The organism is Burkholderia sp. BCC1208, assembly GCF_902833095.1.
Lineage (GTDB): Bacteria > Pseudomonadota > Gammaproteobacteria > Burkholderiales > Burkholderiaceae > Burkholderia.
Map to the genome: position 1 here is coordinate 267,597 of NZ_CADFDY010000009.1, position 17,409 is coordinate 285,005.

A 17,409-nucleotide genomic window follows, 5' to 3' on the forward strand; every position below is an offset into this window, starting at 1 on the left:
GCCGGTTATAAAAAAGCCAGCGAGCGCGCGGCCCGGCCCGATGCGGCGTGGGCGCGCGCAGGCCGGCACGGTTTTCGCTGTACCTCCTGCACGGACGGTTGTCGCGACAAGCGTCGCCGTCAGCCGGATTGCTTTCCGACATCGACAGGAGGTGCAGGTGAACGCGATTCCCGATTCAGCCAGACCGCCGCTCGCCGGCCGGACCGCACTCGTGACCGGGGGCGGCCGCGGTCTCGGCGAAGCCATTTGCGAAGAGCTTGCGCGCCATGGCGCGCACGTGGTCGTCGCCGACCTCGACGGCGATCGCGCGGCGGCCGTCGCGCAGCGGCTCGAACGGCACGGCGGGCAGGCGGTGGGCCGGCCGCTCGACGTGCGCGACGAGGCATCGGTGCTGCAGGTCGTGCACGATGCGCGCGAGTCGCTCGGCGACCTCGACGTGATCGTCAACAACGCGGCGATCGACGTGACCGCGCCGATCGACGACGTGAGCGTCGACGCGTGGCAGCAGGTGCTGATGACGAACCTGTTCGGCCCGTACCTGATGTGTCACGCGGCCGTGCCGATGATGAAGGCGCGCGGCGACGGGCATATCGTCAACATCGCGTCGACCGCGTCGAAGCGGGCGTGGCCGAACGCGTCCGCGTATCACGCGACGAAGTGGGGGCTGCTCGGCCTGTCGCACGCGCTGCATGCCGAACTGCGGCCGAGCGGCGTGCGCGTATCGGCGATCGTCGCGGGCGGGATGCGTACACCGTTCCTGCTCGACCGTTTTCCGGACATCGACGAGGACACGCTGCAGCCGCCGGAGCACGTCGCGGCCGCCGTGCGCTTCGTGCTGACCCAGCCGCCGGGCACGGTCGTGCCGGAACTGATGGTGCTGCCGATGAAGGAGACGTCATGGCCCTGAAGCGCGAAGGGCGGCTGCCCGGCGCGGTGCTGCTCGACAAGGACGGCACGCTGCTCGACGACGTGCCGTACAACGTCGATCCGGCACGGATGCGCCTCGCGCCGGGCGCGGCGCGCGCGCTGCGCACGCTCGGCGCGACCGGCATGCCGCTGGCGGTCGTGTCGAACCAGTCGGGCGTCGCGCTCGGCCGCTTTACCGAAAACGAGCTTGGCGCGGTCCGCCAGCGTCTCGCCGAATTGTTCGAAGCGAACGGCGCGACGCTGGCGGATTTTTTTTACTGCCCGCATCACCCGCAGGGCAGCGTGCCGCGCTACACCTGTGACTGCATCTGCCGCAAGCCGCGCCCCGGCATGCTGCGTCGCGCGCTGGCGGCGCTCGGCGCCGTCCCCGAATGGAGCTGGATGATCGGCGACATTCTCGACGACGTCGAGGCCGGCCGCACCGCGCGCTGCGGCACGATCCTGGTCGACTGCGGTCACGAGACCGAATGGCGCGTCAACGCCGCCCGCACGCCGCACCACGTCGTCGACCGCGTCGACCTGGCCGCCGACATCGTCGTGCGCGAAGCCGTGCGGCGGCACGGCTCGTGGGTGCGGCGATGAGCACGGCCTGGAGCCGCGCCCGCCGCATCCTGTGCGTGCGGCTCGACAGCCTCGGCGACGTGCTGATGACGACGCCCGCGCTGCGCGCGCTGAAGGAAAGCGGCCCGGACCGCCGGCTGACGCTGCTGACGTCGCGCACGGGCGCCGCGCTCGCCGGGCATCTGCCGATGGTCGACGACGTGTGGAGCTACGACGCGCCGTGGGTCAAGCATCCCGACGTGCGCGGCGATCCGGTGGCCGATCTCGACATGATCGACCGGCTGCTGGCGGGCCGCTTCGACGCGGCCGTGATCTTCACCGTCTACAGCCAGAATCCGTTGCCCGCCGCGATGATGTGCTGGCTCGCCGGCATTCCGCTGCGGCTCGCGCATTGCCGCGAGAACCCGTATCAACTGTTGACCGACCGCGTGCCGGAAACCGAGCCGGAATCGCACGTGCGCCACGAGGTCGCGCGCCAGCTCGCGCTGGTGCGCACCGTCGGCGCGACGACGTCGGACTGGCGGATGGCGTTCGATCCGGGCGACGCGGCGCGGCGCGCGGTGCACGCGCGCTTGCAGGCCGCGTTGCAACGCCCGGGCGGCGCGCGCGGGGCGGATGCGCGGCGCGCGCGCTGGCTGGTCGTCCATCCGGGCGCGAGCGCGGCGTCGCGGCGCTGGCCCGCCGAACGTTTCGGCGAAGCGGCCGCCGCGCTCGCGCCGCTGTTCGACGGCATCGCGGTGACGGGCAGCGCGGGCGAACGCGCGCTGGTCGACGCGGTGTGCGAACGCGCCGGGCCGCGCGCGGTGCCGCTCGCCGGCGTGTTGCCGCTCGGCGAACTCGGCGCGCTGATCGAGACGGCCGACCTGCTGCTGTCGAACAACAGCGGCCCCGTGCATCTCGCGGCCGCGCTCGGCACGCCGGTGGTCGACCTGTACGCGCTGACCAATCCGCAGCACACGCCGTGGCGTGTGCCGCACCGTGTGCTGAACGTCGACGTGCCGTGCCGCAACTGCTACCGCAGCGTGTGCGATCAGCCCGGCCACCCGTGCCTGCTCGGCGTGAGCGTCGACGACGTGGTCGCCGCCGTGCACGCGTTGCTGCGCGGCCGTGCGCGCCATGCGCAACGCGCGGCCGCGCGGGCTGCCGGGCACGGCAGCGAGCCGGTTGCGGTGAACGCATCGAACGTGCTTCCGTTCGCGCACGTCATCACGAGGAACTGACGTATGCCTGACCCGATCCATACGCTCGGCATCAATGCCGCTTTCCACGACAGCGCCGCGTGCATCGTGCGCGACGGCGTCGTGATCGCGGCGGCCGAGGACGAACGCTTCACGCACGTGAAGCACGCGAAGCGCCCGGTGCCGTTCTCGACCTGGGAGCTGCCCTTTCACGCGATCGACTATTGCCTCGCGGAAGCCGGCATCACGCTCGCGGACGTGGACCACGTCGCATATTCGTACGACCCGTGGTTCGAACTCGACCGCGAAGGCACGGCGCCGTCGCTGACCTTGCCGCTGTCGCCGTCCGCGCATGCGCCGCGCGAAGACGGCGCATCGCCGTGGCATCCGCTGTTCCTGTCGTCGATCGTCAACGCGCCGCGCCAGCTCGCGGGCGGCGTGCCGCATCATCTGCAGCGGCGCTTTCGCGGCGTCACGCACGACGGGCCGTTCCGCTGGCATTTCATCGAGCACCATCTCGCGCACGAGGCGAGCGCGTTTCTCGCGGCACCGTTCGAGCGCTGCGCGGTGATGACGATGGACGGGCGCGGCGAGCGCGCGACGACGAGCTACGGCGTGTTCGACGGCCGCTCGTACCGGCGGCTCGGGCAGGTCAACCTGCCGCATTCGCTCGGGCTGCTGTACGAGCGCGTGACCCGCTATCTCGGCTTCCTGCACTCGTCCGACGAATACAAGGTGATGGCGCTCGCGTCGTACGGCAAGCCGGTGTTCGCCGACGAGATGCGCAAGCTCGTGCAGTATCGCGGCGAAGGGCGTTACGACGTGATCGACGCGGATCTGGCCGCGCAATTCGGGCCGCCGCGCGAACGCGGCGGTCCGATCGAGCCGCATCATTGCGACATCGCGCATGCGTTGCAGCTGGTGCTCGAGGAGACGACGCTGCAGGCGGTCGACTGGCTGGCCGCGGAAACCGGCGAGCGGCAGCTCGCGATGGCGGGCGGCGTCGCGCTGAACTGCGTGATGAACGCGAAGATCCGCGATCGCGGCCCGTTCGACGACGTGTGGGTGCAGCCGGCCGCAGGCGACGCGGGCACGGCGCTCGGCGCCGCGCTGTGGACCGACTTCCGGATGCGCGGCGAGCGCGGCGCCTGGCGGATGGACCATGCGTATCTCGGGCCGGCTTACGACGACGATACGATCGAGGCGTTCCTGAAGGAAGCGCAGTTGCCGTACCGGCGGCTCGCCGACGTGGCCGCGCAGACGGCCGCGCTGCTCGCGGCGAACCGCGTGATCGGCTGGTTCCAGGGGCGCATGGAATTCGGCCCGCGCGCGCTCGGCGCACGGTCGATCCTCGCGTCGCCGATCGACCCGGACATGCAGCGCAAGCTGAACCGGATCAAGGATCGCGAGGATTTCCGGCCGGTCGCGCCGGTCGTGCTCGAAGACCGTGCGCATCACTGGTTCAGCGGCGGCCGAGTCACGCCGCTGCGCGCGCCGTTCATGCTGTTCGTCTACGACGTCGTGCCCGAGCGCGCCGCGAAGATTCCGGCGGTGCGCCACATCGACGGCACCGCGCGCGTGCAGACCGTAGACGACACGCAGCATCCGCTGCTGCATGCGCTGCTGACCGAGTTCGACGCGCTCACCGGCGTGCCGGTGCTCGTCAACACGTCGTTCAACACGCGCGGCGAGCCGATCGTATGTTCGCCGCGAGACGCGATCGAATGCTTCTGGACGTCGCCGCTCGACGCGCTCGTGATCGGCCCGTTCCTGCTGGAGAAACCCAGATGAACGCGCGCGACACGCATCTGCCGCCGGTCGTGTCGGTCGTCGTGCCCACCTACCGGCGGCCCGACCTGCTCGCACGCTGCCTCGACGCGCTGTGCGTGCAGGTGTTCGATCCGACCACCTACGAGATCGTCGTCGTGGACGACGATCCGGCCGGCAGTGCGCGCGCCGTCGTCGATGCGTGCCGCACGCGCGTGACCGACGTGCCGGCGATCCGCTACATGACCGCGCCCGACACGCAGGGCCCGGCCGGCGCGCGCAACGTCGGCTGGCGCAGCGCGTGCGGCGCGCTGATCGCGTTCACCGACGACGACACGATTCCCGACCCGACCTGGCTGCGCCACGGCGCCGACGCGCTGCTGGCCGAGCCGTCGGCGGCGGCCGCGGCCGGCCGGATCGACGTGCCGCTGCGGCCGTGCCCGACCGACTACGAACGCGATGCGGCCGGGCTCGCACATGCGGAATTCGCGACCGCGAACTGCTTCGTGCGGCGCGCGGCGCTCGAACGCGTCGGCGGCTTCGACGAACGCTTCACGCGCGCGTGGCGCGAGGATGCCGACCTGATGTTCGCGCTGCGCGAGCATGCGGGGCCGATCGTCGAGGCCGACGCCGCACGCATCGTGCATCCGGTGCGTCCCGCACGCTGGGGATCGAGCATCGGCGCGCAGTCGAAGGTGTATTTCGACGCGCTGCTGTACAAGAAGCATCGCGCGACTTACCGGCGTCATATCCGGCCGGTGCCGCCGTGGCATTACTACGCGGCCGTGCTGGCCGCGCTCGGCGCGCTTGGCTGCCTCGCGGCCGGCTTGCCGGCGCCGGCCATCGCCTGCGCGGCGGTGTGGGCCGCGATTACCGCGGGGTTCTGCGCGAAACGATTGCGCGGCACGCAGCTCACGGCGTCGCACGTGGCCGAGATGATCGTCACGTCCATCGCGATTCCGCCCGTGTCGCTGTATTGGCGCATGCGCGGCGCGCTTCACTTCCGAGTACTGTTCCTATGAAGCTCGACCCCAACGTCGATTCCGACGGCCGGCGCGGCCCGAAGCGGATCGCCGTGTTCCGCGCGCTGCAGCTCGGCGACATGCTGTGCGCGGTGCCCGCGCTGCGCGCGCTGCGGCGCGGCGAACCGGATGCGCGCATCACGTTGATCGGCCTGCCGTGGGCCCGCGAGTTCGCATCGCGCTTTTCGGACTACATCGACGGTTTCATCGCATTCCCCGGCGCGCCGGGGCTCGCCGAACAGCCCGAACCCGACGCGGCCGCGCGCGAGGCGTTCGTCGCCGAATGCCGTTCGCGCGATTTCGATCTCGCGATCCAGCTGCACGGCAGCGGCGCGCACACGAATGCGATCGTCGCGTCGCTCGGCGCGACGCGCACGGCCGGTTTCGTGCCGGCCGACGGCGGCACGGCCGCGCTCGACTGCGCGCTCGTGTGGCGCGACGACGAACCGGAAGTGACGCGCTATCTGGCGCTCACGCGCAAGCTCGGCTACGCGGACTGGGGCGACTACCTCGAATTCCCGCTCGGCGGCCTCGACTATGCGCTGTGGCACGTGCTCTGCGACGAACACGCGCTCGATCCCGGTCGCTACGTGATCGTCCATCCCGGCGCGCGGATGGCGTCGCGGCGCTGGCCGGTCGAACGCTTCGCGCTCGCCGCGCGGCAGCTCGCCGACGACGGCTGGCAGATCGTGCTGACCGGCACGCGCGCGGAACTGGCGCTGGCGAGCGCGTTCGCCGAGCACCTCGGGCGGCCGTGCGTGAACCTGTGTGGCCGCACGCCGCTCGGCGCGCTCGCCGCGCTGATCGCCCGCGCGCGGCTGCTGTTGTGCAACGACACGGGCGTGTCGCATGTCGCGGCGGCGCTCGGCACGCCGAGTATCGTCGTCGCGTGCGGCAGCGATACGGCCCGCTGGGCGCCGCTCGACGCCGAACGCCATCGCGTGCTCGCGAACTACCCGGCGTGCCGGCCGTGCATGTTCGATACGTGTCCGTACGGGCACGAGTGCGCGACGGCGATCGGCGTCGGCGAAGTGATCGACCGGGCGGGCGAACTGCTCGCGGAGGAGAGACGTCATGTCACGTAAGCGGTTGCGCGTGCTGACCTGGCACGTGCATGGCAACTATCTGTATTACCTGTCGCAGGCGCCGCACGACTTCTACATCGTGACGAAGCCGCAGCATCCGCCCGGCTATGCGGGCCGCGTCGGGCACCTGCCGTGGGGCGACAACGTGCACGAGGTGCCGGCCGAGTGCGTGCGCGACACCGAGTTCGACTGCGTGCTGTACCAGCACGTGAATCATTACCGGCACGACCGCCTGCGGCTGCTGAGCGAGGCGCAGCGCGCGCTGCCGACGCTGTTCGTCGAGCACGATCCGCCGCGCGAGCATCCGACCGACACGCTGCATCCGGTGCAGGATCCGAACGTGTTGCTGGTGCACGTGACGCCGTTCAACGCGCTGATGTGGGACAACGGTGTGACGCCGACGCGCGTGATCGAGCACGGCGTGCTGATGCCGGAAGGCATCGAGTATCACGGCACGCTGCCCAAGGGCGTGGCCGTGGTGAACAATCTCGCGCGCCGCGGCCGGCGCCTCGGCGCGGACCTGTTCGAGGTCGTGCGGCACAGCGTGCCGATCGACCTGGTCGGGATGGGCTCGACCGAACTCGGCGGGATCGGCGAAGTGCCGAACCCGGCGCTGCCGCAGTTCCTGTCGCACTACCGGTTCTTCTTCAATCCGATTCGCTACACGAGTCTCGGGCTCGCGGTGATCGAGGCGATGATGATCGGGCTGCCGATCGTCGCGCTCGCGACGACCGAGATGGCGCAACTCGTGAAGACCGGCAGCAACGGCGTGGCCGATACGCGGCCGGCCGTGCTGATCGACGCGATGCGGATGCTGATTCGCGATCAGGAACTGGCGCGCGAGTGGGGCGCGGCGGCCAGGCGCGACGCCTGCGAGCGATTCGGCATCGAACGCTTCGCGCGCGACTGGGACGCCGCATTGCGCGACGTGGCGGCGTGACGGCGGCGGCGTGACGACGTGACGAAGGCGGCGTGAGCCGCCGCATTCACGGCGCCGTCGCGGGCGGAGAAGCGGACGGTGAGGGCGGCGAAGCGCTCGCGCTGCCGCCGCTCGCGGCGTTCGGCGCCGCCGGCGCGATGCCGCGGGCCGCATTGCGCTCGTTTTCGGGCAGCAGCGCGAGGCGGTTGTACAGCGTTTTCAGGCTGATGCCGAGCGCCTTCGCGGTGCGCGGCTTGTCGCCGTTGAAATGGCGCAGCGACGCGACGATGAAGCGCTGCTGCGTATGCGCGAGCGTCGTGCCGATATGCAGCGTCATCGCGTTGTGGCGCACTTCCTCGCGCGGCGGCTGGCGGCGCGGCAACTGCAGTTCGATCTGCTCGTCGGCGAGGATGAATGCGCGCTCCAGCGCGTTGCGCAGTTCGCGCACGTTGCCGGGCCACGTGTACGCGCGCAGCGCCTTCATCGCCTGCGTCGACAGGCGCTTCCTCGTGCGGTGCCGCGCGTTCAGCCGTTCGACGATCTGCAGCGCGATGTCGCCGACGTCGTCCTCGCGCTGCCTGAGCGCGGGCACGTGCAGCGCGACCGGTGCGATCCGGTAGAACAGGTCTTCGCGCAGCCTGCCGCTGCGCAATGCCTCGACCGGATCGTGGTGGGTGGCCGCGACGATTCGCACGTCGAGCGGAATCGCCTCGTGGCCGCCGACGCGCACGATCGTGTTGGTTTCGAGCGTGCGCAGCAGCTTGACCTGCAGCTCGGCGGGCATCTCGGCGATTTCATCGAGAAACAGCGTGCCGCCGCGCGCGGCTTCGAACATGCCGACATGTTGCGCCACGGCGCCCGTGAAGCTGCCTTTTTCGTGACCGAACAACTGCGACTCCGCGAGGTCCTTCGGAATCGCGCCGCAGTTGACGGGCACGAACGGCCCGCGCCGGCGCGGGCTCATGTCGTGAATGAGCCGGGCGACGATATCCTTGCCCGCACCGCTTTCGCCGACCACCAGCACACTCAGGCGGGTGGCGGCGACGCGCGACACTTTCAGCAGCAAATCCTGAATTGTTCGCGAACGACCGAACAGTCGCGTGCCGTCATCGTCGGATTTCGACATGGGGTATGACCGGGTTGGGAAGTTTTGACCGAACGTGTCGTGATCAGGTAAAAAACGACGTGGCATACGTCGTCTTTCACGTAAGCAGGATACCTTTTATACCGATTCGTCGACATTGAATCTGGCAATGCAGCTTGCGCCGGCAGATAGATTTATTCGATGAGCGGCGAATGCACGACATCGTTCTTCTATACTGCTAAGCACTCGTTTTCAGTGCAGGACAGCTTGTCTGCCCGTTCGTGTGCAGCGTTGAAAGTGCCGTCGTGGGCTCGCTGACGCGCATGACGCTGCACGTGGTCGCGGTGCCGGCCCACGTATGCGCCGGGCCGCATTACAAGGAGCCTCGATGCCTTACGTCCTGATCGTCGAAGACGACGCCGATACGCGAACGATGCTGGCCACGCTCGCGCGCACGCAGCAGCTTACGTGCGATACGGCCGCGACGCTTGAAGAAGCGCGCACGCTCGTCTCGACGCATACCCCCGATCTCGTGCTGTGCGATCTCGTGCTGCCCGACGGCAACGGGATGGATCTGTTCGACGCATTACCCAAGCGCGGGCATTGCGAAATCGTGTTGACCACCGGCCACGCGAGCCTCGAAACCGCGATCGATGCGTTGCGGCGCGGCGCGACCGACTATCTGGTGAAGCCGCTCAACATGCAGCGGCTCAACAGCATCTTCGCGCGCGTGCCTCGCACGACCGCGCTGCACGAGGAAATCGCGGAGCTGCGCTCGGAACTGCAGCGCCTCGGCCGGTTCGGCCGCATGCTCGGCAGCTCGCCGGCGATGCAGGCCGTCTACGACGCGATCGGCCGCGTCGCGCGCACCGAGGCGTCGGTGCTGCTCACCGGCGAATCGGGCACCGGCAAGGAGCTCGCCGCGCAGACCGTGCACGACCTCAGCCTGCGCCGGCGCGGCCCGTTCCTCGCGGTGAACTGCGGCGCGATCGCCGCGAATCTCGTCGAGAGCGAGATGTTCGGCCACGACCGCGGCAGCTTCACCGGCGCGGAACGCCAGCACAAGGGCTTCTTCGAACGCGCGGACGGCGGCACGCTGTTTCTCGACGAAATCACCGAGATGCCGGTCGAATCGCAGGTCAAGCTGCTGCGCGTGCTGGAGACCGGGCGCGTCACGCGGCTCGGCTCGACGCGCGAGATCGACGTCGACGTGCGTATCGTCGCCGCGACGAACCGCGACCCGGAAGCGGCGATGGCGGACGGCAAGCTGCGGCCCGACCTGTTCCACCGGATCAACGTGTTCCCGATTCCGCTGCCGTCGCTGCGCGAACGCGGCGACGACATCCCGATGCTCGCCGACGCGTTCCTGCAGCGCTACAACGAGGAAAGCGGCCGCAACCTGCGCTTCGCGCCCGCCGCACGCGAGGCGCTGAAGAGCTACGAATGGCCCGGCAACGTGCGCGAGCTGCGCAACTTCGTGCAGCGCGCGAGCATCTTCACCGATGCCGACGTGATCGAGACGCTGCCTCCACCAATCATGGACGAGCTGTCCAGCATGGTCGATTCGCATGAAGATCGCGTCACGGTGCCGTTCGGCACGCCGCTCGAGGAGGTCGACCGCAAGCTGATCCTTGGCACGATCGCGCAATGCGGCGGCGTGAAGGCGCAGGCGGCCGAGGTGCTCGACGTCAGTCTGAAGACGATCTACAACCGGCTCGCGCAACTGGAAGACGAAACGGAAAAGCCGGATTCCTGATGTGGCCTCGATCGCGCTCATGTACCCGCTCACGTACCCGTTTCGGCCTCGCGGTGCGTGTCGCGCTCGAGCCGGCGACGCATGCGTTCGACGTGCGGCGGGATAGCACGTCGTTCGCGCAGGATCCACGGCAGGCCGGCGAACGTGCGCAGGAGCGCGCGTTCGCGGCGCAGCACCGGCAGCATGCGCACCGTATGCTGCCACGCCGCCGTGGCCGGCCATCTGAGCCACGCCGTCCATACCGCGTTGCGGGCGGCGGTGCGCGCGCGCGTAGGCCGGTCGCGCAGCGCCGACGGGTGGTGATGGACCGTCAGGTGGGGCGCATACACGAGCCAGTGGCCGGCGCGAGTCAGGTCGAGCGCGAGCAACGCTTCCTCGCCGCCGAGAAAGTAGCGCGGATGGTAGCCGCCCGCGCGCACGAACGCGTCGCGCCGGAACGCGGTCGCGCCGGCCAGCAGCCCGAGGATCGGCCGGCCCGGCAGCGCGACGGGCGCGTCCAGCGGGCTGTCGGCCATCAACCGGCAGGTCGGGTCCTCGCGCCGGTCGGGGCCGACGAGCACGCGCGCGGTGACGGCCGCGACGTGCGGATACGCGTCGAGCAGGTTCGCGGCTTCGGCGATCGAACCGGGCGCCCACCACGTGTCGTCGTCGCAGAACGCGACATGGCGCGTGCGGGCCACGGCCACGCCGAGATTGCGGCCGGCCGCGCCGAGGTTGCCCGGCGCGTGCACGAGCGCGACATGCGCAAAGCGCTCGCGGATCAGCGTGGCCGTCTCGGCGTCGGCTGCGTTGTCGACGACGACGATCGCCGGCCGGTCGGGCAGCGCGGAAAGGTGTTCGAGCGTGCGCGCGAGTTCGGCGGCGCGCCGGCAGGTCAGCACGACGGCGGTCACGCGCGGCTCGGCCGGCGGCAGCGCGACGCGCGCGGGCGTTACGCGGACGTGACGTCGCATTCGAGCCGCCAGATCGTTTCGGGTTCGCGGAGAGCAGCGCGCATATGAGGTTCGAACAGCGTTACCTGGCTTGCATAGGCTTCGACGGCGGCGGCTTTCGCGGTGGCGCCTTCCGTATCGCCGCCGGCCGGCGGCGCGACCGGATGCGCGATCCAGCCGCGCTCGCGCCAGCCGATCACGCGCCTGGCCATCAGCCCGTCGATGCGGCGGTAGGGCATGTCCTCGTAGAAGCGCCAGATGCGCGACGGCTCGTCTTCACGCAACAGCGACAGCATGGCTTCCTGCACCTGCAGGTGATCGCGGTGGAACAGGCCGGCCGGCGCGAGCACGCCGAAGCCCGGGTGCGCGTCGATCGTCGCGGCCACGCGTGCGGCGATCGCGGTCGACGTGGCCGGCAGGCCGTACTGATCGTCGAGGAAGTCGAGCCACACGGGGTGCGCGTCGAGCAGCGCGAGCGCGCGGCGGTCTTCGTCGCGGCGCGCTCGCACCGCCTCGTCGGCTTGCTGGAACCCCGCGCGGCGATCCCATGGCGGCGCGGGCGTGCCGCGCGGCGGAATCCCCGCGAATACGGTGACGACGATCGAACCGGGCGCCTGCGCGAGCAGTTGCCCGCAACTGAAGACGGCATCGTCGAGATGCGGCGAGACGACGAGCCAGCGTGTCGGATCGGGCATGGCGTGAAGATCTCCATCGTGAGCGGCCGGGCCGCCGGTGCCGATCGGCCAGCATGCGCCGTGCCCGCCGGCGGCGCCCGCGCGGGCCGCTGTCGACTGTTTCCGCAGGAGCGTGTTCAATGATCGAAATTGCACGGCCGCAGGCCGGAAATTACGCAACGGCCGTGATGCTGGTCGCGATCGCGACCGTGTTGCAGACGCTCGCGATCCGGTTCGGCGGCGTGAATCTGCCGTTCGTGCTGTATTACCCGCTGCTCGCCGGCGCCGCGTGGGCGACGTCGTTCCTGTTCGGGATCGTGTCGACCGTGGTCAGCGGGCTGCTCGTCTGGACGCTGTTCCTGTCCGATCCGGCCGCTTATACGGCGCCGCTGCCCGAGCGGCTCGTGCAGCTCGGCACGTTCATGCTGGTCGGTGCGCTGGTGTGCGCGATCGCGTCGATGCTGCATCACACGCGCGTCACGAACGATCGCGCGAGCCGACGCGAGGCGGCCGCGCGCCGGCAGCTCGAAGCCGTGCTGGGCGCGCTGCCGCACGGTGTGATCGCGACCGATACGAAAGGCCGGCTCACCTATCTCAACGCGGCGGCGGCCCAACTCGTCGGCTGCCAGGCGGACGATGCGGTCGGGCGGCCGGTGCGCGACGTCCTGCGGATCGTCGACCACGAAGGCCGTCGCGTGCCGACCACACCGCTCGATCGCGCGCTCGGCGGCGCCGAGGCGACGTCGGACCGGCACTGGCTGCAGGCCGGCGACGGCGAGCCGGTGCCGATCGTCGCGGTCGCGTCGCCGCTCGGCGATGCGGACGGCAACCTCGACGGCGCGGTGCTGTTGCTGCGCGATGCCGGCGCGGACCGTGCGCGCGTCGACGCGTCGCGGGTGCAGCATGCGGTCGTCGACGCCTCGCCGGACGCGATCGTCGGGATCGACGCCGGCGGCCGTATCGCGAGCTGGAACCCCACTGCGCAGCGGATCTTCGGATACGACGAGGCCGATGCGCGCGGCCGCCGGTTCGACACGCTGATCGCGCCGCGCTGGCTGAGGCTCAATCCGCTCGCCAAATCGTTCGACGCGATGCGCGAGCCGGTCGGCCCGCTCGAGCTGCTGTGCGTGCGGCGCGACGGCCGGCGTTTTCGGGCGACGGTATCGGCGTGCCCGGTGCAGGGCGATGCGCGGGCCTGCGTCGCGCTGTCGCTGACGCTGCGCGAAACCGGCGCGCAGCGCCGCCGCGAACTGCGGGCCCAGCGCTCGCTGCAGGGCGCGCGCCATGCGCGCGAGCAGGCCGACACGTCGAACCGGCTGAAGGACGAATTGCTGGCCACGGTGTCGCACGAATTGCGCACGCCGCTGAACGTGATCTACGGGTGGATCGAGGTGCTGCGCAATACCGGCGACCATGCGTTGCAGCATCAGGCGATCGACGCGATCGACCGCAGCGCGCGTTCGCTCACGCGGATGGTCGGCGACATCCTCGATGCGTCGTCGCTCGCGACCGGCAAGCTGCGGCTCGACGCGACGCCGGTCGACGTCGTGCGGCTGTTCTCCGACCAGGTCGGCACGTTCCAGACCGCCGCATCGTCGGCGGGCATCATGCTCGAATTCGACTGCGACGTGTCCGCGTGCATCGTGTCGGGCGACGCCGAGCGGTTGCGGCAGATGCTGTCGAACCTCATCTCGAATGCGCTGAAATTCACACCGGCCGGCGGCAGCGTGACGGTCCGGCTCGCGCGCGAAGACACGCATGCGGTGCTGACCGTCGTCGATACGGGGCAGGGTATCGCGACGGAATTCGTCCCGTACGTGTTCGACATGTTCCGCCGGGCGGACGATTCGCCCGCGTCGCCGCGGCGCGGGCTCGGTCTCGGCCTGTCGATCGTGCGACACATCGCGCAGCTGCACGGGGGCCGTGTGACCGTCGCGAGCGCCGGCCGCGATCGCGGCACGACGTTCACGGTGACGCTGCCGGCCGGATGGCAGCCGGGCGGCGCGTTGGCGTGGGGGATCGTGCACGCGGGCAGCCGTCGCGATGCGCTCGTGCTCGATACGCAGCGCATCCTGATCGTCGACGACGATGCAACCACGCGTGCCAGCCTCACGGCCGCGCTCACCACGTTCGGCGCGGCCGTCGCGATCGCATCGTCCGGCCGCGAGGCGCTCGCGATGGCGGCCGACATGCGGCCGACGGTCGTGCTGTCCGATCTCGCGATGCCCGACGGCGACGGCTTCTGGCTGCTGGACGCGTTGCGGCGCGGCACGACGAACGGCGACAACGGTCCGCTCGACGTGCGCGTGCTGGCCGTCACCGCGCATGCGGGCCTCGCCGACGAACGCCGCGCGCTGGAAGCCGGCTTCGACGGCTACCTGTGCAAGCCGGTCGACGTGCGCGAACTGGCGCTGAAGATCGCGCACGTGACGAAGCGCGACGGCTGACGCGCGTCGCGCTTCGGCCGCGTCAGGTGGTCGGCGCCGGCCGGTTCTGCGTATGGACCTGGGCGAGCAGATGCGACGCGATTCGCGTGCTGCGCACGAGATCGCCGGGCGTGTGATGCGTGACCTGACGCTGAATGAAGTATCGCGCGGTGTGCGCGAGTCCGTTCGCGAGCGTCGTCGTCGCGCGCCAGCCGAGTCGCTTCTGCGCGGCGGCCAGATTCGGCCGCCGCTGGCGCGGATCGTCCGACGGCAGCGGCCGGAACTCGATCGGTACGCTCGCGCCCACGATCCGTACGACTTCCCGCGCGACGTCGATCATCGCGATCTCGACGTCGCTGCCGAGATTGACCGGCTCGCTCGCGTCGCCCGGTTCGTCCATCAGCCGGATCAATGCGTCGATCATGTCGTCGACGTAGCAGAACGAGCGCGTCTGCTTGCCGTCGCCGTAGACGGTCAGCGGCTGTTCCGCGAGCGCCTGGGTGACGAAGTTCGACACCACGCGCCCGTCGGCCGGGTGCATGCGCGGGCCGTACGTATTGAAGATCCGCGCGATCCGCACGTCGACCCCGTACTGGCGGTGATAGTCCGCGAACAGCGTTTCCGCGCAGCGCTTGCCTTCGTCGTAGCACGCCCGGATGCCGGTCGGATTGACGCGCCCGCAGTAGTGCTCGTCCTGCGGATGGACGTCGGGGTCGCCGTACACCTCGCTCGTCGATGCCTGCAGGATGCGTGCCTTCACGCGTTTCGCGAGGCCGAGCAGGTTGATCGCGCCGTGTACGCTGGTCTTCGTCGTCTGCACGGGGTCGCGCTGGTAGTGAACGGGCGACGCCGGACACGCGAGGTTGTAGATCTCGTCGACTTCGACATAGAGCGGAAACGTCACGTCGTGGCGCATCAGCTCGAAGTTCGGCGCATCGAGCAGGTGCGCGATGTTGTCCTTCGTGCCCGTGTAGAAATTGTCGACGCACAGCACGTCGTGCCCGGCCGTCACGAGCCGTTCGCACAGATGCGAACCCAGGAAGCCGGCGCCGCCGGTGACGAGGACGCGTTTTCGATCGTAGCCCTTCATTACGTATTCTCCTTGCGGTGTGCGAGCATGCCCGTCGTGGGGCCGACCGGCGTGCGCCGGCCGGTGCCGGCCGACGTGCCGGCGCGCTGTGCGTGGGCGACGTCGCGATAGATGGCGACGAGCCGGTCGGCTACGCCTTGCCAGGTGTAGAAGCGATGCGCGCGCAGGTAACCGGCGCGGCCGAGCGCCGCGCACAGGTCGGGTTGCGCCCGTAGTTGCACCAGGCGCGCGGCCAGCGCGGCCGGGTCGCGCGGCGGCACGAGATAGCCGGTGGTGCCGTCGTCGACCGTCGTGCGGATGCCGCCGACGTCGCTGCCGATCACCGCCGCCGCGCACGCCATCGCCTCGACCGGCGTGATGCCGAACGGCTCGTACCACGGCGTCGTCACGAACACGTCGGCCGCGCTGTAGTACAGGTGCAGCGCGTCGCGGTCGCGCCGGCCGACGAAGGTCACGCGGTTCGCGATCCCGAGTTCGTGCGCGAATGCGGCGAGCCGCGCGAGTTCCGGGTCGCGCGCGGGGTCGGGCTCCGCCTGGCTGCCGCCGACGACGTACAGGTGCGTCGGCCGCTGCGGATCGCGCGGCATGCGCGCGAGCGCGTCGATCACGGTATCGATGCCCTTGCGCGGCACGAGGCGGCCCAGTTGCAGCACGACGAACGCGTCCTGCGGCCAGCCCAGCCGCGCGCGCGCATCGACGCGCGGCACCGGCCGGAATTCCCGCGCGTCGAAGCCGCACGGCACGATCTCGATCCGCGCGGTGTCGGCGCGATAGTGCGTCGTCAGGTCGAGCGCATCCTGCGGACACTCGGCGATCAGGCGGTCCGAGCGGCGCGCGAGCGTGTCCTCGATCGCGAAGCGCGCGTCGGGGAAGCCATCGGCCGTGCCCTGGTGCAGCCGCCGCACGCGGCCGAGCGCATGGAACGTCGTGACGAGCGGGATGCCGAGCGCTTTTTTCACGCGCAGCGCCGCGTCGCCGGACATGAAGAAGTTCGCGTGCATCACGTCGACGGGGTCGGGCTCGCGCCGCATGCGCGCGATCATGTATTGCGCGAATGCGCCCATGTACGGCAGCAGCCGCTCCTTGGGCACGTCGGTCGGCGGTCCGGCCGGCACGTGGATCACGCGCATGTGCGGGCCGATCGGCACGACTTCCGGCAAATGCGGATTGTCGCAGCGCGTATAGACGTCCACGTCGAGGTCGCGCTCCGCGAGTTGCTTGGCGACGTTCGCGACATAGATGTTCTGACCGCCGGCGTCGACGCCGCCGATCACGCCGAGCGGCGATGCATGTTCACTGATCAACGCGATTCTTTGCATGGTATTGCTCCCGATATCGGGGCCGCGCACACGGGCCGCCGTCATCGGTCGCTCGGCAATCGGCATGCCCGGGGGATTGCGGGGAAAACCGCTTCCCTGTGTGCCGAAAAAATTACAACGCGTTGGATGAAAGGGCGTCTGATCGCGGTTTCCCGCAGGCATGCGGCGCACGCGGCGCGGCACGCGATTTGCGCGACCTCTGCTCACCCGCCGGCCCGGCCGGCCCGATGAAAAAGGAGGTCACGATGAAGGTATTCCAGCTGCAAGCCCGCTCCCCGCGCATCCGCCGCCAGCGCGCGATGCGCACCGGCATGGCGGTCGCGATCGCCGCGGCCACCGCGTGCATGGTCGTCGCGCCGAACGCGGTCGCCGCCGGCGACGACGGCGCCGCATCGTCGTCGACGTCGTCGCATTCGAGCACCGGCACGAAGATCCGCGACGCGACGATCACGACCAAGGCGAAGGCCGAACTCGTCGGCACGAGCGGCCTGTCGGCCGGCGACATCCACGTGAAGACGCGGCACGGCACCGTGACGCTCACCGGCAGCGTGCCCGACGAGCAGCAGCGCACGCAGGCCGTCGGCGTCGTGAAGCAGGTGGACGGCGTGCAGTCCGTGCGCGACCAGTTGACCATCCGGCCCAAATAACCGCGCGGCCGTAACAGGAGTC

General features: G+C 70.2%; 15 protein-coding genes. 10 read left to right on the forward strand and 5 right to left on the reverse strand.

Annotation, left to right across the window (positions count from 1 at the left end; all coding sequences use genetic code 11):
- The first annotated feature begins 157 nt into the window (after positions 1-157).
- From HWX09_RS22645 to HWX09_RS22675, 7 genes are read left to right on the forward strand one after another with little or no spacing between them, the layout of a single operon-like run.
- Positions 158-907 (forward strand): SDR family oxidoreductase, encoded by a 750-nt coding sequence (locus tag HWX09_RS22645; protein ID WP_027786038.1) that lies wholly within the window; start codon positions 158-160, stop codon positions 905-907.
- Positions 898-1,509: an HAD-IIIA family hydrolase gene (locus tag HWX09_RS22650; RefSeq protein WP_027786037.1), complete on the forward strand. Its 612-nt coding sequence runs from the start codon at positions 898-900 to the stop codon at positions 1,507-1,509. The genes HWX09_RS22645 and HWX09_RS22650 overlap by 10 nt, the downstream gene beginning before the upstream one ends.
- Positions 1,506-2,708, forward strand: coding sequence for a glycosyltransferase family 9 protein (locus tag HWX09_RS22655; RefSeq protein ID WP_027786036.1), 1,203 nt, complete (start codon positions 1,506-1,508; stop codon positions 2,706-2,708). The genes HWX09_RS22650 and HWX09_RS22655 overlap by 4 nt, the downstream gene beginning before the upstream one ends.
- A gap of 3 nt (positions 2,709-2,711) precedes the next feature.
- Positions 2,712-4,457: a carbamoyltransferase C-terminal domain-containing protein gene (locus HWX09_RS22660; RefSeq protein WP_027786035.1), complete on the forward strand. Its 1,746-nt coding sequence runs from the start codon at positions 2,712-2,714 to the stop codon at positions 4,455-4,457.
- Positions 4,454-5,455 (forward strand): glycosyltransferase, encoded by a 1,002-nt coding sequence (locus HWX09_RS22665; protein ID WP_027786034.1) that lies wholly within the window; start codon positions 4,454-4,456, stop codon positions 5,453-5,455. The genes HWX09_RS22660 and HWX09_RS22665 overlap by 4 nt, the downstream gene beginning before the upstream one ends.
- Entirely contained in the window at positions 5,452-6,540 is a 1,089-nt protein-coding gene (locus HWX09_RS22670) for a glycosyltransferase family 9 protein (protein ID WP_027786033.1), read from the forward strand. The genes HWX09_RS22665 and HWX09_RS22670 overlap by 4 nt, the downstream gene beginning before the upstream one ends.
- Entirely contained in the window at positions 6,530-7,480 is a 951-nt protein-coding gene (locus tag HWX09_RS22675; RefSeq protein WP_027786032.1) for a glycosyltransferase family 4 protein, read from the forward strand. The genes HWX09_RS22670 and HWX09_RS22675 overlap by 11 nt, the downstream gene beginning before the upstream one ends.
- A 46-nt stretch (positions 7,481-7,526) precedes the next feature.
- On the opposite strand, the gene HWX09_RS22680 is transcribed toward HWX09_RS22675, so the two are convergent.
- On the reverse strand, positions 7,527-8,585 hold the full coding sequence (locus tag HWX09_RS22680; RefSeq protein WP_027786031.1) for a sigma-54 dependent transcriptional regulator: 1,059 nt from the start codon (positions 8,583-8,585) through the stop codon (positions 7,527-7,529).
- A gap of 346 nt (positions 8,586-8,931) precedes the next feature.
- On the opposite strand from HWX09_RS22680, the gene HWX09_RS22685 reads away from it, so the two are divergent.
- A complete protein-coding gene (locus tag HWX09_RS22685) occupies positions 8,932-10,299 on the forward strand; it encodes a sigma-54 dependent transcriptional regulator (RefSeq protein ID WP_027786030.1) in 1,368 nt (455 codons plus the stop codon).
- 29 nt (positions 10,300-10,328) lie between these two features.
- On the opposite strand, the gene HWX09_RS22690 is transcribed toward HWX09_RS22685, so the two are convergent.
- Both HWX09_RS22690 and HWX09_RS22695 read right to left on the reverse strand, forming a co-directional pair.
- Positions 10,329-11,252, reverse strand: a complete 924-nt coding sequence (locus HWX09_RS22690; RefSeq protein WP_027786029.1) for a glycosyltransferase — start codon at positions 11,250-11,252, stop codon at positions 10,329-10,331.
- Positions 11,231-11,926 (reverse strand): PIG-L family deacetylase, encoded by a 696-nt coding sequence (locus HWX09_RS22695; RefSeq protein ID WP_027786028.1) that lies wholly within the window; start codon positions 11,924-11,926, stop codon positions 11,231-11,233. Before HWX09_RS22695 ends, HWX09_RS22690 begins: the two co-directional genes overlap by 22 nt.
- Before the next feature lie 119 nt (positions 11,927-12,045).
- On the opposite strand from HWX09_RS22695, the gene HWX09_RS22700 reads away from it, so the two are divergent.
- Positions 12,046-14,352 (forward strand): ATP-binding protein, encoded by a 2,307-nt coding sequence (locus tag HWX09_RS22700; RefSeq protein ID WP_027786027.1) that lies wholly within the window; start codon positions 12,046-12,048, stop codon positions 14,350-14,352.
- A 22-nt stretch (positions 14,353-14,374) separates the two neighbouring features.
- Here the strand turns inward: HWX09_RS22700 and HWX09_RS22705 are convergent, their stop codons facing one another.
- Positions 14,375-15,421 carry a UDP-glucuronic acid decarboxylase family protein gene (locus HWX09_RS22705; protein WP_027786026.1) on the reverse strand — a complete coding sequence of 349 codons (1,047 nt, stop codon included), beginning with the start codon at positions 15,419-15,421 and terminating at the stop codon, positions 14,375-14,377.
- Positions 15,421-16,740 carry a glycosyltransferase family 1 protein gene (locus HWX09_RS22710; protein ID WP_027786025.1) on the reverse strand — a complete coding sequence of 440 codons (1,320 nt, stop codon included), beginning with the start codon at positions 16,738-16,740 and terminating at the stop codon, positions 15,421-15,423. Before HWX09_RS22710 ends, HWX09_RS22705 begins: the two co-directional genes overlap by 1 nt.
- A gap of 245 nt (positions 16,741-16,985) precedes the next feature.
- Between HWX09_RS22710 and HWX09_RS22715 the strand changes: the two genes are divergently transcribed.
- Positions 16,986-17,387, forward strand: coding sequence for a BON domain-containing protein (locus HWX09_RS22715; protein WP_027786024.1), 402 nt, complete (start codon positions 16,986-16,988; stop codon positions 17,385-17,387).
- The last annotated feature ends 22 nt before the right edge of the window (positions 17,388-17,409 follow it).

Excerpts from the sequence above, each read along its gene's own strand:
- HWX09_RS22675 (WP_027786032.1), top strand. The coding sequence starts at position 6,530 with ATGTCACGTAAGCGGTTGCGCGTGCTGACCTGGCACGTGCATGGCAAC.
- HWX09_RS22705 (WP_027786026.1), bottom strand. The coding sequence starts at position 15,421 with ATGAAGGGCTACGATCGAAAACGCGTCCTCGTCACCGGCGGCGCCGGC.
- HWX09_RS22665 (WP_027786034.1), top strand. The coding sequence starts at position 4,454 with ATGAACGCGCGCGACACGCATCTGCCGCCGGTCGTGTCGGTCGTCGTG.
- HWX09_RS22695 (WP_027786028.1), bottom strand. The coding sequence starts at position 11,926 with ATGCCCGATCCGACACGCTGGCTCGTCGTCTCGCCGCATCTCGACGAT.
- HWX09_RS22680 (WP_027786031.1), bottom strand. The coding sequence starts at position 8,585 with ATGTCGAAATCCGACGATGACGGCACGCGACTGTTCGGTCGTTCGCGA.
- HWX09_RS22700 (WP_027786027.1), top strand. The coding sequence starts at position 12,046 with ATGATCGAAATTGCACGGCCGCAGGCCGGAAATTACGCAACGGCCGTG.
- HWX09_RS22690 (WP_027786029.1), bottom strand. The coding sequence starts at position 11,252 with ATGCGACGTCACGTCCGCGTAACGCCCGCGCGCGTCGCGCTGCCGCCG.
- HWX09_RS22650 (WP_027786037.1), top strand. The coding sequence starts at position 898 with ATGGCCCTGAAGCGCGAAGGGCGGCTGCCCGGCGCGGTGCTGCTCGAC.
- HWX09_RS22655 (WP_027786036.1), top strand. The coding sequence starts at position 1,506 with ATGAGCACGGCCTGGAGCCGCGCCCGCCGCATCCTGTGCGTGCGGCTC.
- HWX09_RS22685 (WP_027786030.1), top strand. The coding sequence starts at position 8,932 with ATGCCTTACGTCCTGATCGTCGAAGACGACGCCGATACGCGAACGATG.
- HWX09_RS22660 (WP_027786035.1), top strand. The coding sequence starts at position 2,712 with ATGCCTGACCCGATCCATACGCTCGGCATCAATGCCGCTTTCCACGAC.
- HWX09_RS22710 (WP_027786025.1), bottom strand. The coding sequence starts at position 16,740 with ATGCAAAGAATCGCGTTGATCAGTGAACATGCATCGCCGCTCGGCGTG.
- HWX09_RS22715 (WP_027786024.1), top strand. The coding sequence starts at position 16,986 with ATGAAGGTATTCCAGCTGCAAGCCCGCTCCCCGCGCATCCGCCGCCAG.
- HWX09_RS22670 (WP_027786033.1), top strand. The coding sequence starts at position 5,452 with ATGAAGCTCGACCCCAACGTCGATTCCGACGGCCGGCGCGGCCCGAAG.